The following is an 18,303-nucleotide window of genomic DNA, read 5'->3' as shown; positions in this document are numbered from 1 at the left end:
GGTAGACGGCTTCACTGTAGGCGCGTAGGTTTTGGCGCATACGCCAATCAGCCCACGAATTACGCCAAATGCCGAAAACCATCCACGTCCTCGCGTTCGCCAATGTGCAGTTGCTCGATGTCACCGGGCCGTTGCAGGTCTTCGCCTCGGCCAATGACATCGCGCGCCAGCAGGGTTTGTCGGCGCCTTATGCGCCAACGGTGATTGCCAGCGGCGGCGGGGCAGTCAACTCTTCGGCCGGGTTGGCGATGCTGGCCGAACCGCTGCCGCAGCAGCCCAGCGATACGCTGATCATCGCCGGCGGCTGGGGCGTCTACGCCGCTGCCGAAGACGCTGAATTGGTGAGTTGGGTGCGTGAACATGCAAGCGGCTGCCGGCGCGTGGCTTCGGTCTGCACCGGCGCATTTCTGCTGGCCGCCAGCGGCTGGCTCGACGGTCGCCGCGTGGTCACCCACTGGACCCGCTGCGAACAACTGGCGCAGCAGCACCCGCAATTGCAGGTCGAGCCCAATCCGATCTTCATCAACGACGGCCCGGTCTGGACCTCGGCGGGCGTCACCGCCGGCATCGACCTGGCACTGGCCATGGTCGAAGACGACCTCGGGCGCGACATGGCCCTGGACGTCGCCCGGCAACTGGTGGTGTTCCTCAAACGCCCGGGCGGGCAGTCGCAATTCAGCGTGACACTGTCGCTGCAAAAACAGGGCAACCGCTTCGATGAGTTACACGCGTGGATTGCCGAACACTTGACTTGCGATCTGGGCATTCCGACCCTCGCCGAACAGGCCGGCATGAGCGAACGCAGCTTCGTACGCCACTACCGCGCCGACACCGGCCAGACCCCGGCCCGGGCCATCGAACTGATCCGCGTTGAAACCGCCCGCCGGTTGCTGAGCGACACCGGTTTGCCGATCAAACGGGTCGCGGCCAATTGTGGCTTTGGCAGTGAAGAGACGTTGCGTCGCAGTTTTCTGCGAGCCATGGGTGTAACGCCGCAGGCTTATCGGGAGCGTTTTTCGGTCAGCGCTGGAGCAGATCCAGTAATGCCTTGAGCGTTTCGCCCGGTGCTTCCTCGGGAATGTTATGCCCGACACCCGCCAGCACCCGCCGCTCATAAAGCCCGGTGAAGTGATGGGCATCTTCATCGTCTACTGGCGCCGGGCCGACGCCATCATCGGCACCGCACAGCGATATCGTCGGAACGCCGATCGCCGGTTGTTTCTCCAGCGCCTGCTCCATCCCTTCCAGCGCCGGATCACCCGGCGCATACATGAATCGATGGCGATAAGAGTGAATCACCACCTCGACGAAATCCGGGTTGTCGAACGCCGGTGCGCTCAGCGGATAACGCTCGGCGTTCCTCGCCCAGGTCGGCGACCATAACTGCCAGAGCAATTCGCACAGCGCCCGCCGATTCTGCCTCAGCCCTTCAACACCACGGGGCGTGTGGAAGTAATACTGATACCAAAAGCGATGCTCGCTCTGCGGATCCAGCGGCTGGATCGAGTTCGGAATGTCCTGCAGGTTGTAGCCATCGCCCGTCACCAACCCGCGCACCCGCTCAGGGAACAGCGCCGCCACAATGCACGCCGCCCGACCACCCCAGTCGTAACCGCACAACGTCGCCTGCTCGATACCCAGCGCATCCATCAGCTCCAGCAGATCCTGAGCCAGCGCTGCTTGCTGACCGGAGCGCAGCGTGTCCGGGCTGTTGAAACGGGTCGGCCCGTAACCGCGCAGGTACGGCACGATTACCCGGTAGCCCATTGCAGCGAGGGGTGGGGCGATTTCGTCGTAGGCACGGGGGGAATAGGGGAAACCGTGGAGGAGGATGACTGGTGTGCCGTTTTCCGGGCCGTGATGTTCATAGCCGATGGTCAGACTTCCAGTCCTGCAAAACTGCATCACGGCTTGGGTCATTTCACTCTCCCGTTATCCGAACAACACCCTCTGCCAATGGTCTTCGCTGATGATGGCAATCGGCACGCCACTGTCCCGAAGCTCAACGGCTTTCTTGATCTTGGTGCCATAGCTGCTGTGAAGCCATTGATCGTTCCCGATGCTCCCCACCACCAGATAATGAATCTTTTTGCTGACAGAGCCCCCGATCAGTCCACCTCGCTCGACAATCAGCGCCTCACAGTCCTTGCGGGGGCCGTAGGCCATGACACCGGTGAAGAGAAAGACACGATCGGCACAGCTCAATGCCGGAGCAGGGTTGTCGAGAGGAAGAGAGGTTGAGGCAACGAAGAATTGCTGTGCGCCGACTGGAAGACCTGCGAACTGGTGAAGCATTTCCAGCAGTTCGACCGACTCTTCTGCATCAAGAACACCATCACTCAGCATGTCGGCGAGACGCTTATAAAGGATGTTGACGACCGGATCATTCAGGTGGATCAAGTGCGATTCAATCCAGTTCTTGAGAAATTCTGCCTCCTGCTGATTGATCTTGCCGTCTGCTGCAAGCCCGGCGGCGATACCAACCAGGGCGTCAGCAGAGCGACGGTCGATTCGGGCCTGATGAAAGAAACTGCTGTTTTGAAACTCCTGATGCAGATCGACCATTGTGCTTTTCCTCAAGCCTCGGCTTCCGCCACCTGATTGAAATACTTGCTCCGATCCGGCGTAAACGTCACCACCATTTTCGTCCGCGAGCAGGTCATGACCCGCTCTGCACCCAGATCAATATCCAGATCTTCCCCGCGCAACCCTTGCCACTGGGCGAGGTATTTCAGCGATCCATACTTTTCATTCTTCTTCAGGCTGCGACTCACGCCACCTTTCCAGCCCAGTACCGGTAATTCGTCGGCGCGGCAGCGTTGGGCGAGGTCGGGGAAGCGGATGGCGCGCTGGCGGCCGATTTCCCAGCATTTGATCAGGCCCTTGTCGGCGGCTTCCCACAGTTCGTCGCGCTTGAGGCCCGTGCGCAGTGGGGTGTCGATCTGGCGGTGGATGCGTTGGCTCATTCTGGTTCCTTGAATCGGGTTTTTATTGGACAGCTCCGCTGTGCCCGTTGCGGTGGATGGTAGGGGGGGATGTAACAGCTGGCAACAAGGTATTTCGGGGTGTAAGTGCGAGTTGCGGGCCAAGCGTTACACGGGGTTGGCAGGTTTTTGCAGGTCGCGCCTTCAACAAGTTGTATCGAAAGGAATCGATTGTGTGGGCCAGCCCTTCAACCGCAAGGCTTGGGGCTGTTTGCCGTTCGTAGGTGGCCATCCTACAAACGGCGATTGGAGTTGAGATCTTTCTTACAGGCTCTATCGAAAAAGGACGACTACGGCTGCCAGTAATTCTTCTCCCCGCTCAACTTGCGATCGAGAAAACTCGCCGCGCTGATCAGCGCCAGATGGGTCAACGCCTGTGGAGTATTGCCCAGATGCCGGCCACGGTTGTCGAATTCCTCGGCGTACAGCCCCAGCGGATTGGCGTAACGCAGCAGTTGCTCGAATTCCAGATGGGCCTTTTCCACTTGTCCGGCTCGAGCCAGACACTCGACGTACCAGAACGAGCACGCGGCAAAGGCGCCCTCGGTGCCAGACAATCCGTCAATGCCGGCATCGTCGTTGCGATAGCGGTAAACCATGCCGTCACGCACCAGATTTTTTTCGATGGCTTCCAGCGTCGCCAGCCACTTCGGATCCTTGGCGCTGACGAAACGCACCAGTGGCATCAGCAACATCGAGCCATCCAGCGCGGTGCCGCCCTGGTATTGCACGAAATGTCCGCGCTCTGCGTTCCAGAAGTTGTCCCAGATATCGGCGTGAATGGCCTGACGGGTCTGGTCCCAGCGGGCGAAGGGCGCCGGCAGCGAGCGTTTCGAGGCCAGGCGGATTGCTCGGTCCAGCGCCACCCAGCACATCAGCCGGGAGTGCAGGAAGTGATGTTGCTCCCCGCGCATTTCCCAGATGCCTACGTCCTTGGTCTGCCAGGTCTCACAGACCTGATCGACCACTTCCATCACATGTTTCCAGCCTTCGTGGGAAATCGCGTCGCCGTACTTGTTAACCAGATAAACGGCGTCCATCAGTTCGCCGAAGATATCCAGTTGAATCTGGTCGTACGCGCCATTGCCGATCCGCACCGGTTTCGCGCCGCCATGCCCGGACAAATGCGTGAGTTCGGTTTCCGGCAGCTCCTGGCGGCCGTCGATGGCGTACAGGATGTTGAGTTTCATCGGCTGGCCTCTGCAATCGCTGACCCGCCCGCGCAGCCAGCGCATGTAGGCGTTGGCTTCGTCGACAAAGCCCAGGCGCATGAAGGCGTAGACCGTGAACGAGGCGTCGCGGATCCAGGTGTAGCGATAGTCCCAGTTGCGTTCGCCGCCGGCTGTTTCCGGCAGACCGAAGGTGGCGGCGGCGAGGATGGCACCGTGCTGGCGTGAGGTCAGCAGCTTCAGGGCCAGGGCCGAGCGGTTGACCATTTCCCGCCAGCGACCGCGATAGTTGGATTGGCCGATCCAGTCGCGCCAGAACTTCAGCGTGCGTTCGATGCACAGCTGCGCGGCGCCTTCGGCAAAGCGCGGGTCGTCGCTGGCGCCGAGCATGAATGCCGCCGTCTGATCCTGTTCGAGGGTGAATTGTCCGACTGCCGCAGCGTTATCGACGCTCAAGGCTTGATCAGAGGCGAGCCGCAGTGTCGGCTGCCCACTGGCGCTGAACAGCACATCCTGCTTATCAATGACGGCGCGGGTTTTAGCGCGGGCGTAGTCATGCCGAACCGCGCAGCGCAGATGAAACGTTGCCTGCCCGCTGACCACTCGCACCCGACGCATCAACAGTGGCAGGGCATCGTCGTTGTCGCCGATGGGCAGCAGATCGGTGATTTCCACCACGGCGTGGTCGCTGAGCCAGCGGGTTTGCAGGACGTTGGTGTCGGGCAGGTAAATCTGTTCGCGCCGGGCATCGGGCAGGTCCGGGGCGAGCTGAAAAATCCCGGCATCGGGTGTGTCCAGCAGCGAGCAGAAGATCGACGGGCTGTCGAACTCCGGCCAGCAGAAGAAATCCACGCTGCCCTTGTCATTGACCAGCGCGGCACTGCGCATGTCGCCAATGATGCCGTGGGCGTCGATGGGGCTTTGTCGTTCGGATTGATGCTCAGCCATTGCCACGGAACTCCGGATAGAGGCTCATGCCGCCGTCGATGAACAGGGTGGTGCCGACGATGTAGTCAGAGGCATCGGAGGCGAGAAATACCACCGCGTTGGCCACGTCCTCGACATCGCCGATGCGACCGTAAGGGATGAGTTTGAGCAGGTCCTGCGCAGCGTCGCCTTCGGTGGCGTCTTTATTGATCGCCGTGCGAATCGCCCCCGGCGCGATGCCGTTGATGCGGATTCGCTGGTGGCTGACTTCCTGGGCCAGGCTCTGCATCAACTGATCGACGCCGCCCTTGGACGCTGCGTAATTGACGTGCCCGGCCCAAGGGATGCGCTGGTGCACCGAACTCATGTGGATGATCTTGCCGGCGGCCCATGACACGCCTTCGCGCACGCCCTGGCGAATGAAGATCCGCAGCGCAGCCCGGGCGCAGAGGAACTGGCCGGTGAGGTTGACGCCGATCACCGCGTTCCAGTCGGCCAGCGACATATCCACCGCCGCCGCGTCTTTTTGCAGGCCGGAATTGGCCACCAGAATGTCCAGTGTGCCGAAGGCGTCGAGGGTCTGCTGGAACAGCCGCTCAACGTCTTCTTCCTTCGAAACGTCGGCGCCGATGGCGATGGCCTGGCCACCGTCGGCGACGATCTGCCGGGCCAACGCTTCGGCGGGCTCGGCCTGACGGTTGTAGTTGATGACCACGGCAGCACCGGCGGCGGCCAGGGCTTTGGCGGCGCCGTGGCCGATGCCGGAACTGGCGCCGGTGACCAGTGCCACCTGACGGGCGAGGGAAATCTGCATGAACGGTCGCGCCTTATGCGGGGGATCTGATCTGCTGACCGGCATCCTTGAGTCAGAGTTCAGCGTGAATGCGAAGGGGCACGTAATCAAGTCGGGTCCCGCAGGGCTGTACGGGTTCAGATATGGTACCGGGCACTGTGTTTATGCCACTCCAGATTGCCGCCGATCCATGTACTCAATCCGGTGAGATAGCGCCGCAATATCGGCGAGCGCGCGCCTTTCATCAGCGTTCCGTGCAGGCGTTCGTATTCTTCCATCACTGCGTCATGGATATCGGCTGCCAGGTCGATTGCCTCTTGAAGCGAACAGTTGTGCCTGGCTGCCAGCAGATAAGGCAGCTTGAAGTCGCCGGTTTCGTTCAGGTGCTCTTTGTAAGCGGAATACAGATCGTTGACCAGAGTGGTCGCCAGCGAGGCCAGTGCGGTGACGTGGTGAATGTCTGGACGGGAATACGCATTGGCCGGGACTTCGTAGCCGCCTATCACGTCGATCAGTACCAGGCATGGCCAGAAGCTGTTGACCTGCCGACTGGCCAGGTATTCGGCGACGGTGGGTTGAGTGCCATAGAGGCGCCAGGGACCTTCCGCCGCCATGGTGACGAACATGGCGATGGTGATCTGGCGCACCCGGGCGACTTGCGAAGGCGTGCAGAACTGGGCGACCCGTTTCATGTAGGCCAGCAATCCCCTGATTACCGGGTCGCACATTTGCTGCTTCAGGAGTTCTTTGTCGAACGGCGAAGGCAAATAGACCGGATCGATCGCGGTGAGGGCGAACGACAAGCTTTCGGCCACTGTCTCGGGGCGACCGCCGAGGGATTGATCGTCGCAATAGTGATCGTCCACCGCAAACAACGCCGCAAAGCATTGCGCCGCGAGTAACAGTCGATCCGGATTATTCGTGTCGGCATGGCACAGCATTGCATAGCGACCGAAGTCGCTGGCGCGGATTTTTTCTTCCTTGCCGGCAAAGATCCCTATGTTCGATATCCACTCCATCAGGCGTTCGTTGACTTCCTGGCCCAACGCCTCATCAATGCGCGTAGGCGCCGGGCAGCGTACGGCACGGACGATAAAGGGGGCAGTGGCGCTGCGTGGAGTCCGGGCACTGCTGGATTGATTCATGGGGTGATCCTTTTCTCAGGGCCGATTGAGATGCTCACCGACGCGGTTCCTGTGCAGGGATGACAGGTCCATGTAAAACCTTTGGCGGAATTTGCGCACCTGTCAGGTTTGACAGGTGCGCGGCTCAATGGACGAGCAGTCAACGACCTCCACTAAGCGTCAGGCAGGCAGTTTGCGAAGCCAAAACCCTGAATCTTTCGCGGGTGCATTCCCTTCACATTCCACCAACAATTCCTCGCTTCCCCGCCCGTCAGGCTTTGTGGCAACGTGGCCGCCCCTGATGAGGCTGCATCCGATGGCAAACCCTTACCGCGAACTGTTCAACGCCCCCGGCGCCCGGGCTTTTGTGATCGCCGCGATGATCGCGCGCATGCCGATATCCATGACCGGCATCGGCGTGATCACCATGCTCTCGCAATTGACCGGCGGCTATGCACTGGCGGGTGGGGTGGCGGCGACGTTTGCGCTGGCCACGGCGTTTTGCGCGCCGCAGGTGTCACGGCTGGTGGACCGTTTCGGCCAGGGGCGGGTGCTGCCGGTGGCGGCGCTGATCGGCGGGGGCGCGTTGCTGATGTTGCTGCTGTGCACCCGCTTGCAGGCGCCGACCTGGACCCTGTTTGTCTGCGCCGCATTGGCCGGTTGCATGCCGAGCATGTCGGCGATGGCGCGGGCGCGCTGGACTGAAATCTATCGCGGCCAGCCGCAATTGCAGACGGCGTATGCGCTGGAGTCGGTGCTCGACGAAGTCTGCTTCATTGTCGGCCCGCCGTTGTCGGTGGGCTTGTGCGTCGGCGTGTTTCCCGAGGCCGGGCCGCTGGCGGCGTTGTTGATGCTGGCGATTGGTGTGACGGCGTTTGTGGCCCAGCGTAGCACCGAGCCGCCGGTGCATCCGCACGAATCGCAGCATCAAGGTTCGATCATTCGTTCAACCGACGTGCAATGGCTGCTGGCGTTGATGCTGGCCATGGGGGTGATTGTCGGCGTGGTGGACGTGGTCAGCGTCGCGTTCGCCCAGCACCAGGGCCAGCCGGCGGCGGCGAGTATCGTGTTGTCGGTGTACGCCATCGGTTCCTGTCTGGCCGGTATCGCCTTCGGTGCGATGCGCTCGAAGCTGCCGTTGCCACGGCTGTTTCTGTATGGCGGGATTGCGACGGCGGTGACTACGCTGCCGTTGTTGCTGGCGACCAACATCCTCGGGTTGTCGGTGGCGGTGTTCATCGCCGGCCTGTTCTTCTCGCCGACCCTGATCGTGGCGATGGCGTTGATCGAGCGCATCGTGCCGCCGGCCAAACTCACCGAAGGCCTGACCTGGCTGGTCACCGGTTTGAGCATCGGCGTGGCCATCGGCGCCGCCGGCTCCGGCGCACTGGTGGATGCCTTTGGCGCGCGCAGCGGTTTCTGGCTGGCGATTGCCGCCGGGGCGGTGGTGCTGGGCTCGGCGGTGCAGAGCTTTCGTCACCTCAAATGAGGCCGGTTACCAGCCCCGGCCCGAGTTCACCCAAAAGTTGACCGACAGCGACGTCGATACCGACTCCACCTGATGGAACCAGCCCTCGGGCAGGAACAGCAGATCCCCGGCCTCCAGGGTCACGCGCAGGAAGGTCACGTCCCGTGCGGCGGGGAAATGCTCATAGTCCGGCGCGTCGGGGTTGAAATCGCAGCCATCCAGGCCGCCTTCCGGCGCGGTGGACCAGGTGCCCAGCGCTTCGCGGTGATGGGGCGCGGCGAGGGTGAATTGCTTTTGGCCCCAGACCTGGGCGAACAGGTTGTCGGAGTCGTCGCGGTGCAGCGGCGTCAGCGTGCCCTTGGGGCCGATCCAGATCCGTGGCGGAATGAACAGCGAGGTATCGAAGTAGGGCGGGTATTGGATCTGCTGCATCAGGGCGGCGGGCAGGATGTTGTTGCCCATATAGGCCGGCGGTTCTCCGTCCGCGCCTTTGACCGCCGGGCTGTCCAGCGAAGCGATGAAATCGGCCATGGAAGTGGAGCGGAAATCCCGTTCGGTCGAGAACGTCTTCTTCACGTAATCGCCGTGGCGGGTGATGCCTTGCAGTTCGGCGAAATGCACCAGCGACTCTTCGCGGCTGAGCTTGAACAGCGGCCAGTCGTGCAGGGCATTGCTGATGACCACCGGCGTGCCGAAGGGCAGGTAGCGCTCCTCGAATTCCTGGCGCGACAGCTCGCTGCGTGGCCGGCGTTCGACGATGGTCTGCACCGGCCGTGCGGCGGTGATGGCTTCACTGGGGCGTGGCGGTGTCGGGTAGCGCTTGTTCATGTCGACCTTCTGCGCCGGCGCACCCCCGTAGCGGGCGTGGTCGATGATCTGCGGCAGCATCGTCGCCAGGCCCATGTTGCCGCCGATCTTCAGCCGACCGCTGGCGAACAGTTCCTCGACGTTGGCGGTGCCGCTCATGATCCCGGCAAAATCGTTCGGCGCCACTTCAATGGTCACGTCCGGGCTCGGGTGGCGACCGGCCTCGGTGCGGGTGCTGGCCTTGACCTCGGACCAGCACGCCAGCTGAGGCCCCAACACGAATTGGAAAACGCCTTCGATGCCGACGGCACCGGCATTGGCGAACAGCTTGCCCAGGATGGTCTGCAGGTCCACGGTGAATCCTCGTTGTTGTTTTGGCCTGAACGGTTAACGAGGGCTTGCGGGGGAAATTTAGCCGCCGCCGACTAATTTGCCCGGCTGTTGATCCGTACCCTTTTGAAGAGACATTTTTCGAGGGAAGCGTGGTGACCAAGTTGACCCTGCTGTGCCTGCCGTACTCCGGCGCCAGTGCCATGGTCTACAGCCGCTGGCGGCCGAAGCTGCCGCAATGGCTGCAACTGCAACCAGTGGAGCTGCCGGGGCGCGGCGCCCGGTTCGACGAACCGCTGCACACCGACATGCGCGTACTGGCGATGCAACTGGCCAAGGAATTGCGCCCGACGCTCAAGACCCCTTATGCGTTGTTCGGCCATAGCCTGGGCGCACTGATGGCCTGCGAAATCGCCCATGCATTGCGCGCGCTGGGCTGTCCGGAACCGGTGGCACTGTTCGCCTCGGGCACCGCTGCGCCGACCATGCGCGCCGATTACGATCGCGGTTTTGCCGACCCCAAGACCGACGCCGAGCTGATCGACCAGTTGCGCACGCTCAACGGCACCCGCGAGGAAGTGCTGGCCAACCAAGAGTTGATGAGCCTGACCCTGCCGATCCTGCGCGCAGACTTCCTGCTGTGCGGCAAATTCCAGCCGTTGCAGCGCCCATTGCTCAGTTGCCCGGTGCATGTGCTGGGCGGCAAGGCTGACAAGGCCACCACCGAACAACTGATCGGCTGGAGCAAGGAAACCACGGGCAGCTTCTCGGTGGACATGCTGGCCGGCGGACACTTCTTCATTCATGAACAAGAAGCCCGGGTGCTCAAGGTGATCAAGGATCAACTTGAGGTGCATCATCGGCGCCACAGCTTGATGGCTGCCGTCTAGCCCAACCTGCAACTCATCCTGAAAACGGTGGGAGCGAGCTTGTCCCGGGCGGCGATCCGACGATAGCGATTTTTCAGTCGGCGCAGGGTTGACTGACAGGCCGCGATCGCGAGCAAGCTCGCTCCCGCAGTTGCTTCTGACACTTCTTCTCAATCGCTAATTTTTCCGGTCTGCATTCGTTTTATAGGGACGACGTGCCTTTGTGCTGCCTGCCTACTGATCCGGATGCCAAGAAATGAATGCAGAAGACTCCTTGAAACTCGCTCGCCGGTTTATCGGGTTGCCCCTGGAAAAACGCCAGATGTTCCTGGCTGCCCTGGCGAAAGAAGGGGTGGATTTTTCCCGGTTTCCGATTCCCGCAGGCGTTGAGGCCGAGGACCGGCAGGCGCTGTCTTATGCCCAGCAACGCATGTGGTTTCTCTGGCATCTGGACCCGCAAAGTGGCGCCTACAACCTGCCGGCGGCGGTGCGCCTGACCGGTCGCCTGAACCAGGCAGCGCTGGAGCAAGCGTTCGCGAGCCTGATCGAACGCCACGAAACCCTGCGCACGGTGTTTCAGCAGCAACCCGACGACAGCCTGCTGCAAGTACCGCTGCAACAACCGCTGGACATTCAGCGCATCGACCTCAGCAATTTGCCCGCCGCCGAACGCGAAACCCGGGTGGCCGCCGCCGCGCAGGAGCAATCGCTGCTGCCGTTTGACCTGGCCAACGGCCCGCTGCTGCGGGTGCGTCTGTTGCAACTGGCCGAGCAGGAGCACGTGCTGCTGCTGACGCTGCATCACATCGTGTCCGATGGCTGGTCGATGAATGTGCTGATCGACGAGTTCTGCCGCTTCTACGACGCCCACGATCAGGGCCGGGCTGCCGAACTGCCACCGCTGGCGGTGCAATACAGTGACTACGCCCTGTGGCAACGCCGCTGGCTGGAAGCGGGTGAGCAACAACGTCAACTCGACTACTGGCTGGCGCAGATGGGCGACGAACACCCGGTGCTGGAGTTGCCGGTGGACCACCCGCGCCCGGTGCTGCCGAGCAATCAGGGCCGGCGTCTGGAAAGCGTGGTGGACGCCGCGCTGGTCGAGCAATTGCGTGGCATCGCCCGTCAGCACGGGGTGACGCTGTTCATGCTGTTGCTCGGCACCTTCAATATTCTGCTGCACCGTTACACCGGCCAGACCGACCTGCGCGTCGGTGTGCCGATCGCCAACCGCAACCGTCGGGAAATCGAAGGGCTGATCGGCTTCTTCGTCAACACCCAGGTGCTGCGCGTCGAACTGGACGGCCAGACCTCCGTTGCCGATCTACTGCGTGACCTCAAGGAAACCGCCCTCGGTGCCCAGGCGCATCAGGACTTGCCGTTCGAACGTCTGGTCGAGGCGCTGAAACTGGAGCGCAGCCTCAGTTACAACCCGCTGTTCCAGGTGATGTACAACCACCAGCCGGAAGTTGCCGATGTCACCACGCTCAAGGTCGGCAGCGGTCTGGAGCTGGGCGTTATCGAATGGGAAAGCCGCAGCACCCAGTTCGACCTGAGCCTGGACACCTACGAAAAGGGCGGGCAACTGCACGCGGCGTTCACCTACGCCACGGATCTGTTCGAACCCGAAACCATCGAGCGCATGGCGCGCCACTGGACGAACTTGCTGCGCAGCCTCGCCAGCGATCCGCAGCAGCGCGTCGGTGACATCGCGTTGTTGGAAACGGCCGAGCTGGAACAACTGACTCAGGACTGGGGCCGCCACGACACCCAGTGGCCGAGCGAGCGCCCGGTGCATCAACTGTTCCAAGCCCAGGCCGGGCTGACACCGGATGCCGTCGCGCTGATTTTCGACGGTCAGCGACTGACTTACACCCAGCTCAACGCCCGGGCCAATCGCCTGGCGCGTACGCTGCTGGCGCAAGGTGTCGGCCCCGAGGTGCTGGTGGGCGTGGCGGTGGATCGCGGACTGGAACTGATCGTCGCCATCCTCGCCGTGCTCAAGGCCGGTGGCGCCTACGTGCCGCTGGACCCGCAATACCCGCGTGATCGCCTGCTGTGCATGATCGAAGACAGCGGCAGCCGCTTGCTGCTGACCCAAAGCCATTTGCTCGAGCGTTTGCCGGTGCCGCAGAACGTCCAGAGCCTGTGCCTGGATCAGGCCGAAGTCTGGGCGCACACCGACGAAAGCAACCCGCACCGCGCCGTGTGGGCCGACAACCTGGCCTACGTGATGTTCACCTCCGGCTCCACCGGTCGCCCGAAAGGCGTCGGCATCAGTCACGGTGCGCTGAGCAAGCACGCATTCGCTTCGCAGCATTACTACGGCCTGAGCGCTGCCGATTGTGCGCTGCAATTCGCGACCTTCAACTTCGATGCCTTTGGCGAGCAACTGTTCGGCCCGCTGACCTGCGGCGCCTCGGTGGTGCTGCGCGGCAACGAAGTGTGGGACAGCGAAACCCTGTACCGGAATATCGTGGAACACGGCATCACGGTCATGGACCTGACCACCGCTTACTGGAACATGATCGCCAAGGAATTCGCCGCTGTCGGCCCGCGTGACTACGCGGCGCTGCGTCAGGTGCACAGCGGCGGTGAAGCGATGCCGCCGGAAGGCGTGCAGGCCTGGCGTCAGGCCGGGCTCGAGCACGTCAAACTGCTCAACACCTACGGCCCGACCGAAGCCACGGTCACCGCCACCACCCTTGATTGCAGCGACTACGTCTTCGCTCGTCAGCCGTTGCCGCTGACCCTGCCGATCGGTCAGCCGCTGCCGGGCCGTCACACCTATCTGCTGGATGCCGATGGCCAGCCGACCCCGGTCGGTGTGGTCGGCGAGCTGCTGATCGGTGGTGAATTGCTGGCGCGGGGTTACTTCCAGCGCGCCGATCTGACGGCCGAGCGCTTTATTCCCGATCCGTTTTCCAGCAGTGGGGCACGTCTGTACCGCACTGGCGACCTGGCGCGCTACAACGCCCTTGGCCAGATCGAATACGTCGGCCGGGTTGACCATCAAGTGAAGATCCGTGGTTTCCGTATCGAGCTGGGTGAAGTCGAAGCGCGCCTGCTGGAATTGAACGACGTCAGCGAAGCCGTGGTGCTGGCAGTGCAGGGCGGCAGCAGCCTGCAACTGGTGGCCTACGTGGTGCCGAAGGATACATCCGTGGTCGCGGCGCCCGCCGACGAACAAAGTGCGGCGCGGGAAGCGATCAAGGCGCAGCTCAAGGACAGCCTGCCGGACTACATGGTGCCGACGCAGCTGTTGTTCCTCGCCGAACTGCCCCTGAGCCCGAACGGCAAACTGGACCGCAAGGCCTTGCCGACGCCGGACGCCAGCCAGATGCAGCAGGCGTTCGTCGCGCCGCGCAGCGAGCTGGAGCAGAAAATCGCCGGCATCTGGCAGGACGTGCTCAAGCTTGAGCAGGTTGGCCTCACCGATAACTTCTTCGAACTGGGCGGCGACTCGATCATCTCGATTCAGGTGGTCAGCCGCTCGCGTCAGGCCGGCATTCATTTCAGCCCCCGTGACCTGTTCCAGCACCAGACCGTGCAAGGCCTGGCCAGTGTGGCGCAGCAGGGCAGCGGTGGCCTGAGCATCGATCAGGGCCCGGTCAGCGGCGAACTGCCGTTGCTGCCGATCCAGCAAGTGTTCTTCGAAGACGCAATTCCTCAGCGTCACCACTGGAACCAGGCGGTGTTGCTGCGCAGTCATCAAACCTTGAACGCCGAGGCGCTGCTGCAAGCGCTGAACGCGTTGATCGCGCATCACGACGGCCTGCGTTCGCGCTTCGTTGAAAGCACCGAAGGCTGGCGTGCCGAACTCGCGCCAATTGCGCACGATCCGGAGCTGTTGTGGACCGCTGACAAGCTCGCGGACCGCGAACTGCAAGCGCTGTACGCCAAGGCCCAGCAAAGCCTGAACCTGCAGAACGGCCCGCTGCTGCGCGCGGTGCTGGCGACCGTCGCCGATGGCAGTCAGCGCCTGCTGCTGGCCGTGCATCACCTGGTGGTGGACGGTGTTTCGTGGCGGGTTCTGCTGGAAGACCTGCAACTGGCTTATCAGCAGGCTGCGCAAAAAACCGCCATCAAGCTGCCGGCGAAAACCAGCGCCTACAAGGCCTGGGGCGAACATCTACAAGCCTGGGCCGCGACCGATGCGTTGCAAGCCGAACTGGGGTTCTGGCAGCAACAACTCGACGGTGCGGCACTGGATCTGCCCTGCGACAACCCGCAGGGCAGCCTGCAAAGCCGTCACGCGCTGGTGCTGCACAGCCGCCTCGACAAAACCTTCACCCAGCAATTGCTGCAACAGGCCCCGGCGGCCTATCGCACGCAGGTCAACGATCTGCTGCTGACCGCGCTGGCGCGGGTCATCAGCCGCTGGACCGGCCACGCCGATACCCTGATCCAGCTGGAAGGCCACGGCCGCGAAGACCTGTTCGACGACGTCGATCTGACCCGCACCGTCGGCTGGTTCACCAGCCTGTTCCCGGTGCGTCTGACCCCGAAGGATGGCGTCGCGGCGGCGATCAAGCAGATCAAGGAACAACTGCGGGCGATTCCGAACAAGGGCATCGGTTTCGGCGTGTTGCGCCATCTCGGTGACGCAGCCACCCAGGCCCGCCTCAAGGCGCTGGCGATGCCGCGCATCACCTTCAACTACCTCGGTCAGTTCGACGGCAGTTTCGATGCCGATAACGGTGCGCTGTTCAGCCCGGCCGGTGAAAGCGCCGGGCTGGAGCAAAGCCTCGACGCGCCGCTGGACAACTGGCTGGGTGTCGAAGGCCAGGTCTATGACGGCGAACTCGACCTGCGCTGGACCTTCAGCCGCGAGCAATTCAACGAAGCGACCATCGCCCGTCTGGCGGAAGACTACGAACGTGAACTGCAGGCGTTGATCAGCCATTGCTGCGACGCGGATTCGATGGGCGTGACGCCGTCGGACTTCCCGCTGGCGCACATCGATCAGGCACAACTGGACGCGATCCCGGTGCCGGCCGCCGACATCGAAGACATTTATCCGCTGTCGCCGATGCAGCAGGGCATGCTGTTCCACACCTTGTACGAGCAGGGCACCGGCACTTACATCAACCAGTTGTGCGTCGATGTCGACGGCCTTGATCCCGAGCGTTTCCGTGCGGCGTGGCAAGCGACCATGGACGCTCACGACATCCTGCGCAGCGGCTTCATCTGGCAGGGCCAATTGCAGGAACAACTGCAAATCATCCATCGCCAACTGGCGCTGCCGTACACGCTGCTCGACTGGCGTGAGCGCAGCGACATCGCCCAGGCCCTCAAGGATTTCACCGTCGCCGATCTGGCCGAAGGGTTCGACCTGACCCGGGCCGGGCTGCTGCGCGTGACCCTGATCCGTATCAGCGACCAGCGTCATCACTTGATCTTCACCAACCACCACATCCTGATGGACGGCTGGAGCAGCGCGCAGATGCTCGGCGAAGTCCTGCAGCGTTATGTCGGCCAGCAACCACCGCGTCCGGTCAGCCGTTACTCGGATTACATCCAGTGGCTGCAGCGTCAGGACGCGGCGGTCAGCGAAGCATTCTGGCTGCAACAACTGGCGGACTTCCACGAGCCGACCGTGCTGGCGCAAGCCGCGGCCGGCGGTGGCGAAGTGCGCAGCGAGGTTGGTCATCTGCTCAAGCACTACGACCTCGATGCTTCGCGCACTCGTCGTTTGAACGCGTTTGCCCGTGAACAGAAAGTCACCGTCAACACGTTGGTGCAAGCCGCGTGGCTGTTGCTGTTGCAGCGTTACACCGGCAGCGCCTGCGTGGCGTTTGGCACCACCGTGGCCGGGCGTCCGGCGGAACTGGTGGGCATCGAGCAGCAGGTCGGTCTGTTCATCAACACCTTGCCGGTGATCGCCGGCAGTCGGCCGGACCAGACCGTGGCCGCGTGGCTGGCGGCGGTGCAGGCGCAGAACCTGTCGCTGCGCGAGTTCGAACACACGCCGTTGGCGAGCATTCAGCGCTGGGCCGGGCAGGGCGGCGAGTCGCTGTTCGACACGCTGCTGGTGTTCGAGAACTTCCCGATTTCCGAGGCGCTGCAGCATGGCACCGCCCAGGGCGTGGTGTTCGGCGAAGTCGCCAACCAGGATCAGACCCACTATCCGCTGACCCTCGGCGTGACGCTGGGTGAAACCCTGGCGCTGCACATGAGCTTCGACCAGGCGCATTTCAGCGTCGCCACGGTCGAGCGCCTGAGCGCGCAGTTGTTGCACTTGCTGGAGCAGTTCGCCGAATCCGCCGAGCGTCGTCTCGGTGAAATCGCCCTGGCCACGGCCGACGAACATGCGCGGCAACAGGCGCAGAACCATCCGCAGGCGTACCCGACCGATATCGCCGTGCACCAGCGCTTCGCCCGATTGGCTGCACAGCAGCCTGATCGCACGGCGGTCATTTTCGATGGCAAGCATTACAGCTACGGCGAACTGGATGCCCGGGCCAACCGTCTGGCCCATGAACTGGTGGCCCGTGGCGTGCGCGCCGAAGTGCGGGTCGGCGTGGCGATGCCGCGCGGCGAGGGCCTGATCGTCGCCTTGCTGGCGGTGCTCAAGGCCGGCGGCGCCTATGTGCCGCTGGACACCAGCTACCCGCGTGAGCGTCTGGCGTATCTGATGCAGGACTCCGGTCTGGCGCTGTTGCTGACCGATTCCCGCGTGTCGGCGCAACTGCCGATCGACGACGCCATGAGCGTGCTGGACCTGGACCGCCTCGACCTCAGCGGCCATTCGGTGCAGGCACCGGTGGTGGCGATCGATCCGGACAATCTGGCCTACGTGATCTACACCTCCGGTTCCACCGGCAATCCGAAAGGCGTCAGCGTCACCCACGGGCCGCTGGCGATGCACTGCCTGGCCATCGGTGAGCGCTATGAAATGCGCGACAGCGATTGCGAATTCCACTTCATGTCGTTCGCCTTCGACGGCGCCCATGAACGCTGGCTGACCAGCCTGACCCACGGTGGCTCGCTGCTGATCCGCGACGACAGCCTGTGGACGCCGGAGCAGACCTACAACGCGATGATCGAGCACGGCGTGACCGTGGTCGCGTTCCCGCCGGTGTACCTGCAACAACTCGCCGAACACGCCGAACGCGTGGGCAATCCGCCGCAGGTACGCATCTACTGCTTCGGCGGCGACGCGGTGCCGAATGCGAGTTTCGAACGGGTCAAGCGCGCGCTGAACCCGCAATACATCATCAACGGCTACGGCCCGACCGAAACCGTGGTGACGCCGCTGATCTGGAAGGCCGGTCGCGATGTGCCGTGCGGCGCCGCGTATGCACCGATCGGCAGCCGTATCGGCGACCGCAGCGCCTACGTCCTCGATGCCGATCTGAACCTGTTGCCCCAAGGCATGGCCGGCGAGCTGTACCTGGGTGGCAGCGGCGTGGCCCGTGGTTACCTGAATCGTCCGGGGATGACCGCCGAGCGTTTTGTCGCGGACCCGTTCAGCGCAACCGGTGGCGTGCTGTACCGCACCGGCGACCTGGTGCGCCAGCGCACCGACGGCACTTTCGACTACCTGGAACGCATCGACAACCAGGTGAAGATCCGTGGTTTCCGCATCGAACTGGGTGAAATCGAAGCCAGCCTGCAAGCCCTCGACGGCGTGCGCGAAGCGGTGGTCGTGGCCCAGGAAAGCGCCGGCAGCAAACGGCTGGTGGCGTACGTGGTTGGTGACTCAAAACAGGCGGATTTCGCCGAGCAATTGCGGGCGCAACTCAAGGCCAGCTTGCCGGCGCACATGGTCCCGGCCTACGTGCTGACCCTTGAGCGCATGCCGCTGACGCCGAACGGCAAACTCGATC

11 protein-coding genes (1 of these 11 only partly in view) are annotated in these 18,303 nt (G+C 63.0%); 4 read left to right on the top strand and 7 right to left on the bottom strand.

Annotation, left to right across the window (positions count from 1 at the left end; genetic code table 11):
• Window positions 1-68 precede the first annotated feature (68 nt).
• Window positions 69-1,052: a GlxA family transcriptional regulator gene (locus ACKJSM_RS14635; protein WP_236182005.1), complete on the top strand. Its 984-nt coding sequence runs from the start codon at window positions 69-71 to the stop codon at window positions 1,050-1,052.
• Here ACKJSM_RS14635 and ACKJSM_RS14630 read toward each other — a convergent pair.
• The 6 genes from ACKJSM_RS14630 to ACKJSM_RS14605 all read right to left on the bottom strand — a co-directional run bounded on the left by ACKJSM_RS14630 (window position 1,021) and on the right by ACKJSM_RS14605 (window position 7,018).
• Window positions 1,021-1,920, bottom strand: a complete 900-nt coding sequence (locus ACKJSM_RS14630) for an alpha/beta fold hydrolase (RefSeq protein ID WP_410238080.1) — start codon at window positions 1,918-1,920, stop codon at window positions 1,021-1,023. The two genes, ACKJSM_RS14635 and ACKJSM_RS14630, sit on opposite strands and share 32 nt — an antisense overlap.
• Before the next feature lie 12 nt (window positions 1,921-1,932).
• Entirely contained in the window at window positions 1,933-2,565 is a 633-nt protein-coding gene (locus tag ACKJSM_RS14625) for a BRCT domain-containing protein (protein WP_410238078.1), read from the bottom strand.
• An 11-nt stretch (window positions 2,566-2,576) separates the two neighbouring features.
• A complete protein-coding gene (locus ACKJSM_RS14620) occupies window positions 2,577-2,966 on the bottom strand; it encodes a hypothetical protein (protein ID WP_410238076.1) in 390 nt (129 codons plus the stop codon).
• Between the two features lie 308 nt (window positions 2,967-3,274).
• Window positions 3,275-5,101 (bottom strand): glycoside hydrolase family 15 protein, encoded by a 1,827-nt coding sequence (locus ACKJSM_RS14615; protein ID WP_410238075.1) that lies wholly within the window; start codon window positions 5,099-5,101, stop codon window positions 3,275-3,277.
• Entirely contained in the window at window positions 5,094-5,894 is an 801-nt protein-coding gene (locus tag ACKJSM_RS14610; protein ID WP_236182009.1) for a glucose 1-dehydrogenase, read from the bottom strand. The genes ACKJSM_RS14615 and ACKJSM_RS14610 overlap by 8 nt, the downstream gene beginning before the upstream one ends.
• A 116-nt stretch (window positions 5,895-6,010) precedes the next feature.
• On the bottom strand, window positions 6,011-7,018 hold the full coding sequence (locus ACKJSM_RS14605; protein ID WP_410238073.1) for a terpene synthase family protein: 1,008 nt from the start codon (window positions 7,016-7,018) through the stop codon (window positions 6,011-6,013).
• A gap of 295 nt (window positions 7,019-7,313) precedes the next feature.
• Here ACKJSM_RS14605 and ACKJSM_RS14600 point away from each other — a divergent pair, with 295 nt between their 5' ends.
• Entirely contained in the window at window positions 7,314-8,486 is a 1,173-nt protein-coding gene (locus tag ACKJSM_RS14600) for an MFS transporter (RefSeq protein ID WP_236182011.1), read from the top strand.
• Window positions 8,487-8,492: 6 nt separating this feature from the next.
• On the opposite strand, the gene ACKJSM_RS14595 is transcribed toward ACKJSM_RS14600, so the two are convergent.
• Complete coding sequence (locus ACKJSM_RS14595) at window positions 8,493-9,626, bottom strand: cupin-like domain-containing protein (RefSeq protein WP_410238071.1); 1,134 nt, start codon at window positions 9,624-9,626, stop codon at window positions 8,493-8,495.
• Window positions 9,627-9,754: 128 nt separating this feature from the next.
• On the opposite strand from ACKJSM_RS14595, the gene ACKJSM_RS14590 reads away from it, so the two are divergent.
• Entirely contained in the window at window positions 9,755-10,492 is a 738-nt protein-coding gene (locus tag ACKJSM_RS14590) for a thioesterase II family protein (protein WP_410238070.1), read from the top strand.
• Between the two features lie 235 nt (window positions 10,493-10,727).
• On the top strand, window positions 10,728-18,303 hold the 5' portion of the coding sequence (locus ACKJSM_RS14585) for a non-ribosomal peptide synthase/polyketide synthase (RefSeq protein ID WP_410238068.1). Its footprint extends 4,835 nt past the window's final position; the window shows 7,576 of its 12,411 coding nt (coding positions 1-7,576); its start codon is at window positions 10,728-10,730; its stop codon lies beyond the right edge, outside the window.

This window comes from Pseudomonas sp. PHC1, from assembly GCF_046487845.1.
In the GTDB taxonomy this organism is placed as follows: domain Bacteria; phylum Pseudomonadota; class Gammaproteobacteria; order Pseudomonadales; family Pseudomonadaceae; genus Aquipseudomonas; species Aquipseudomonas sputi.
The sequence above is the reverse complement of the archived record's forward strand: the minus strand, read 5'-3'. Positions and strand labels throughout refer to the sequence as shown.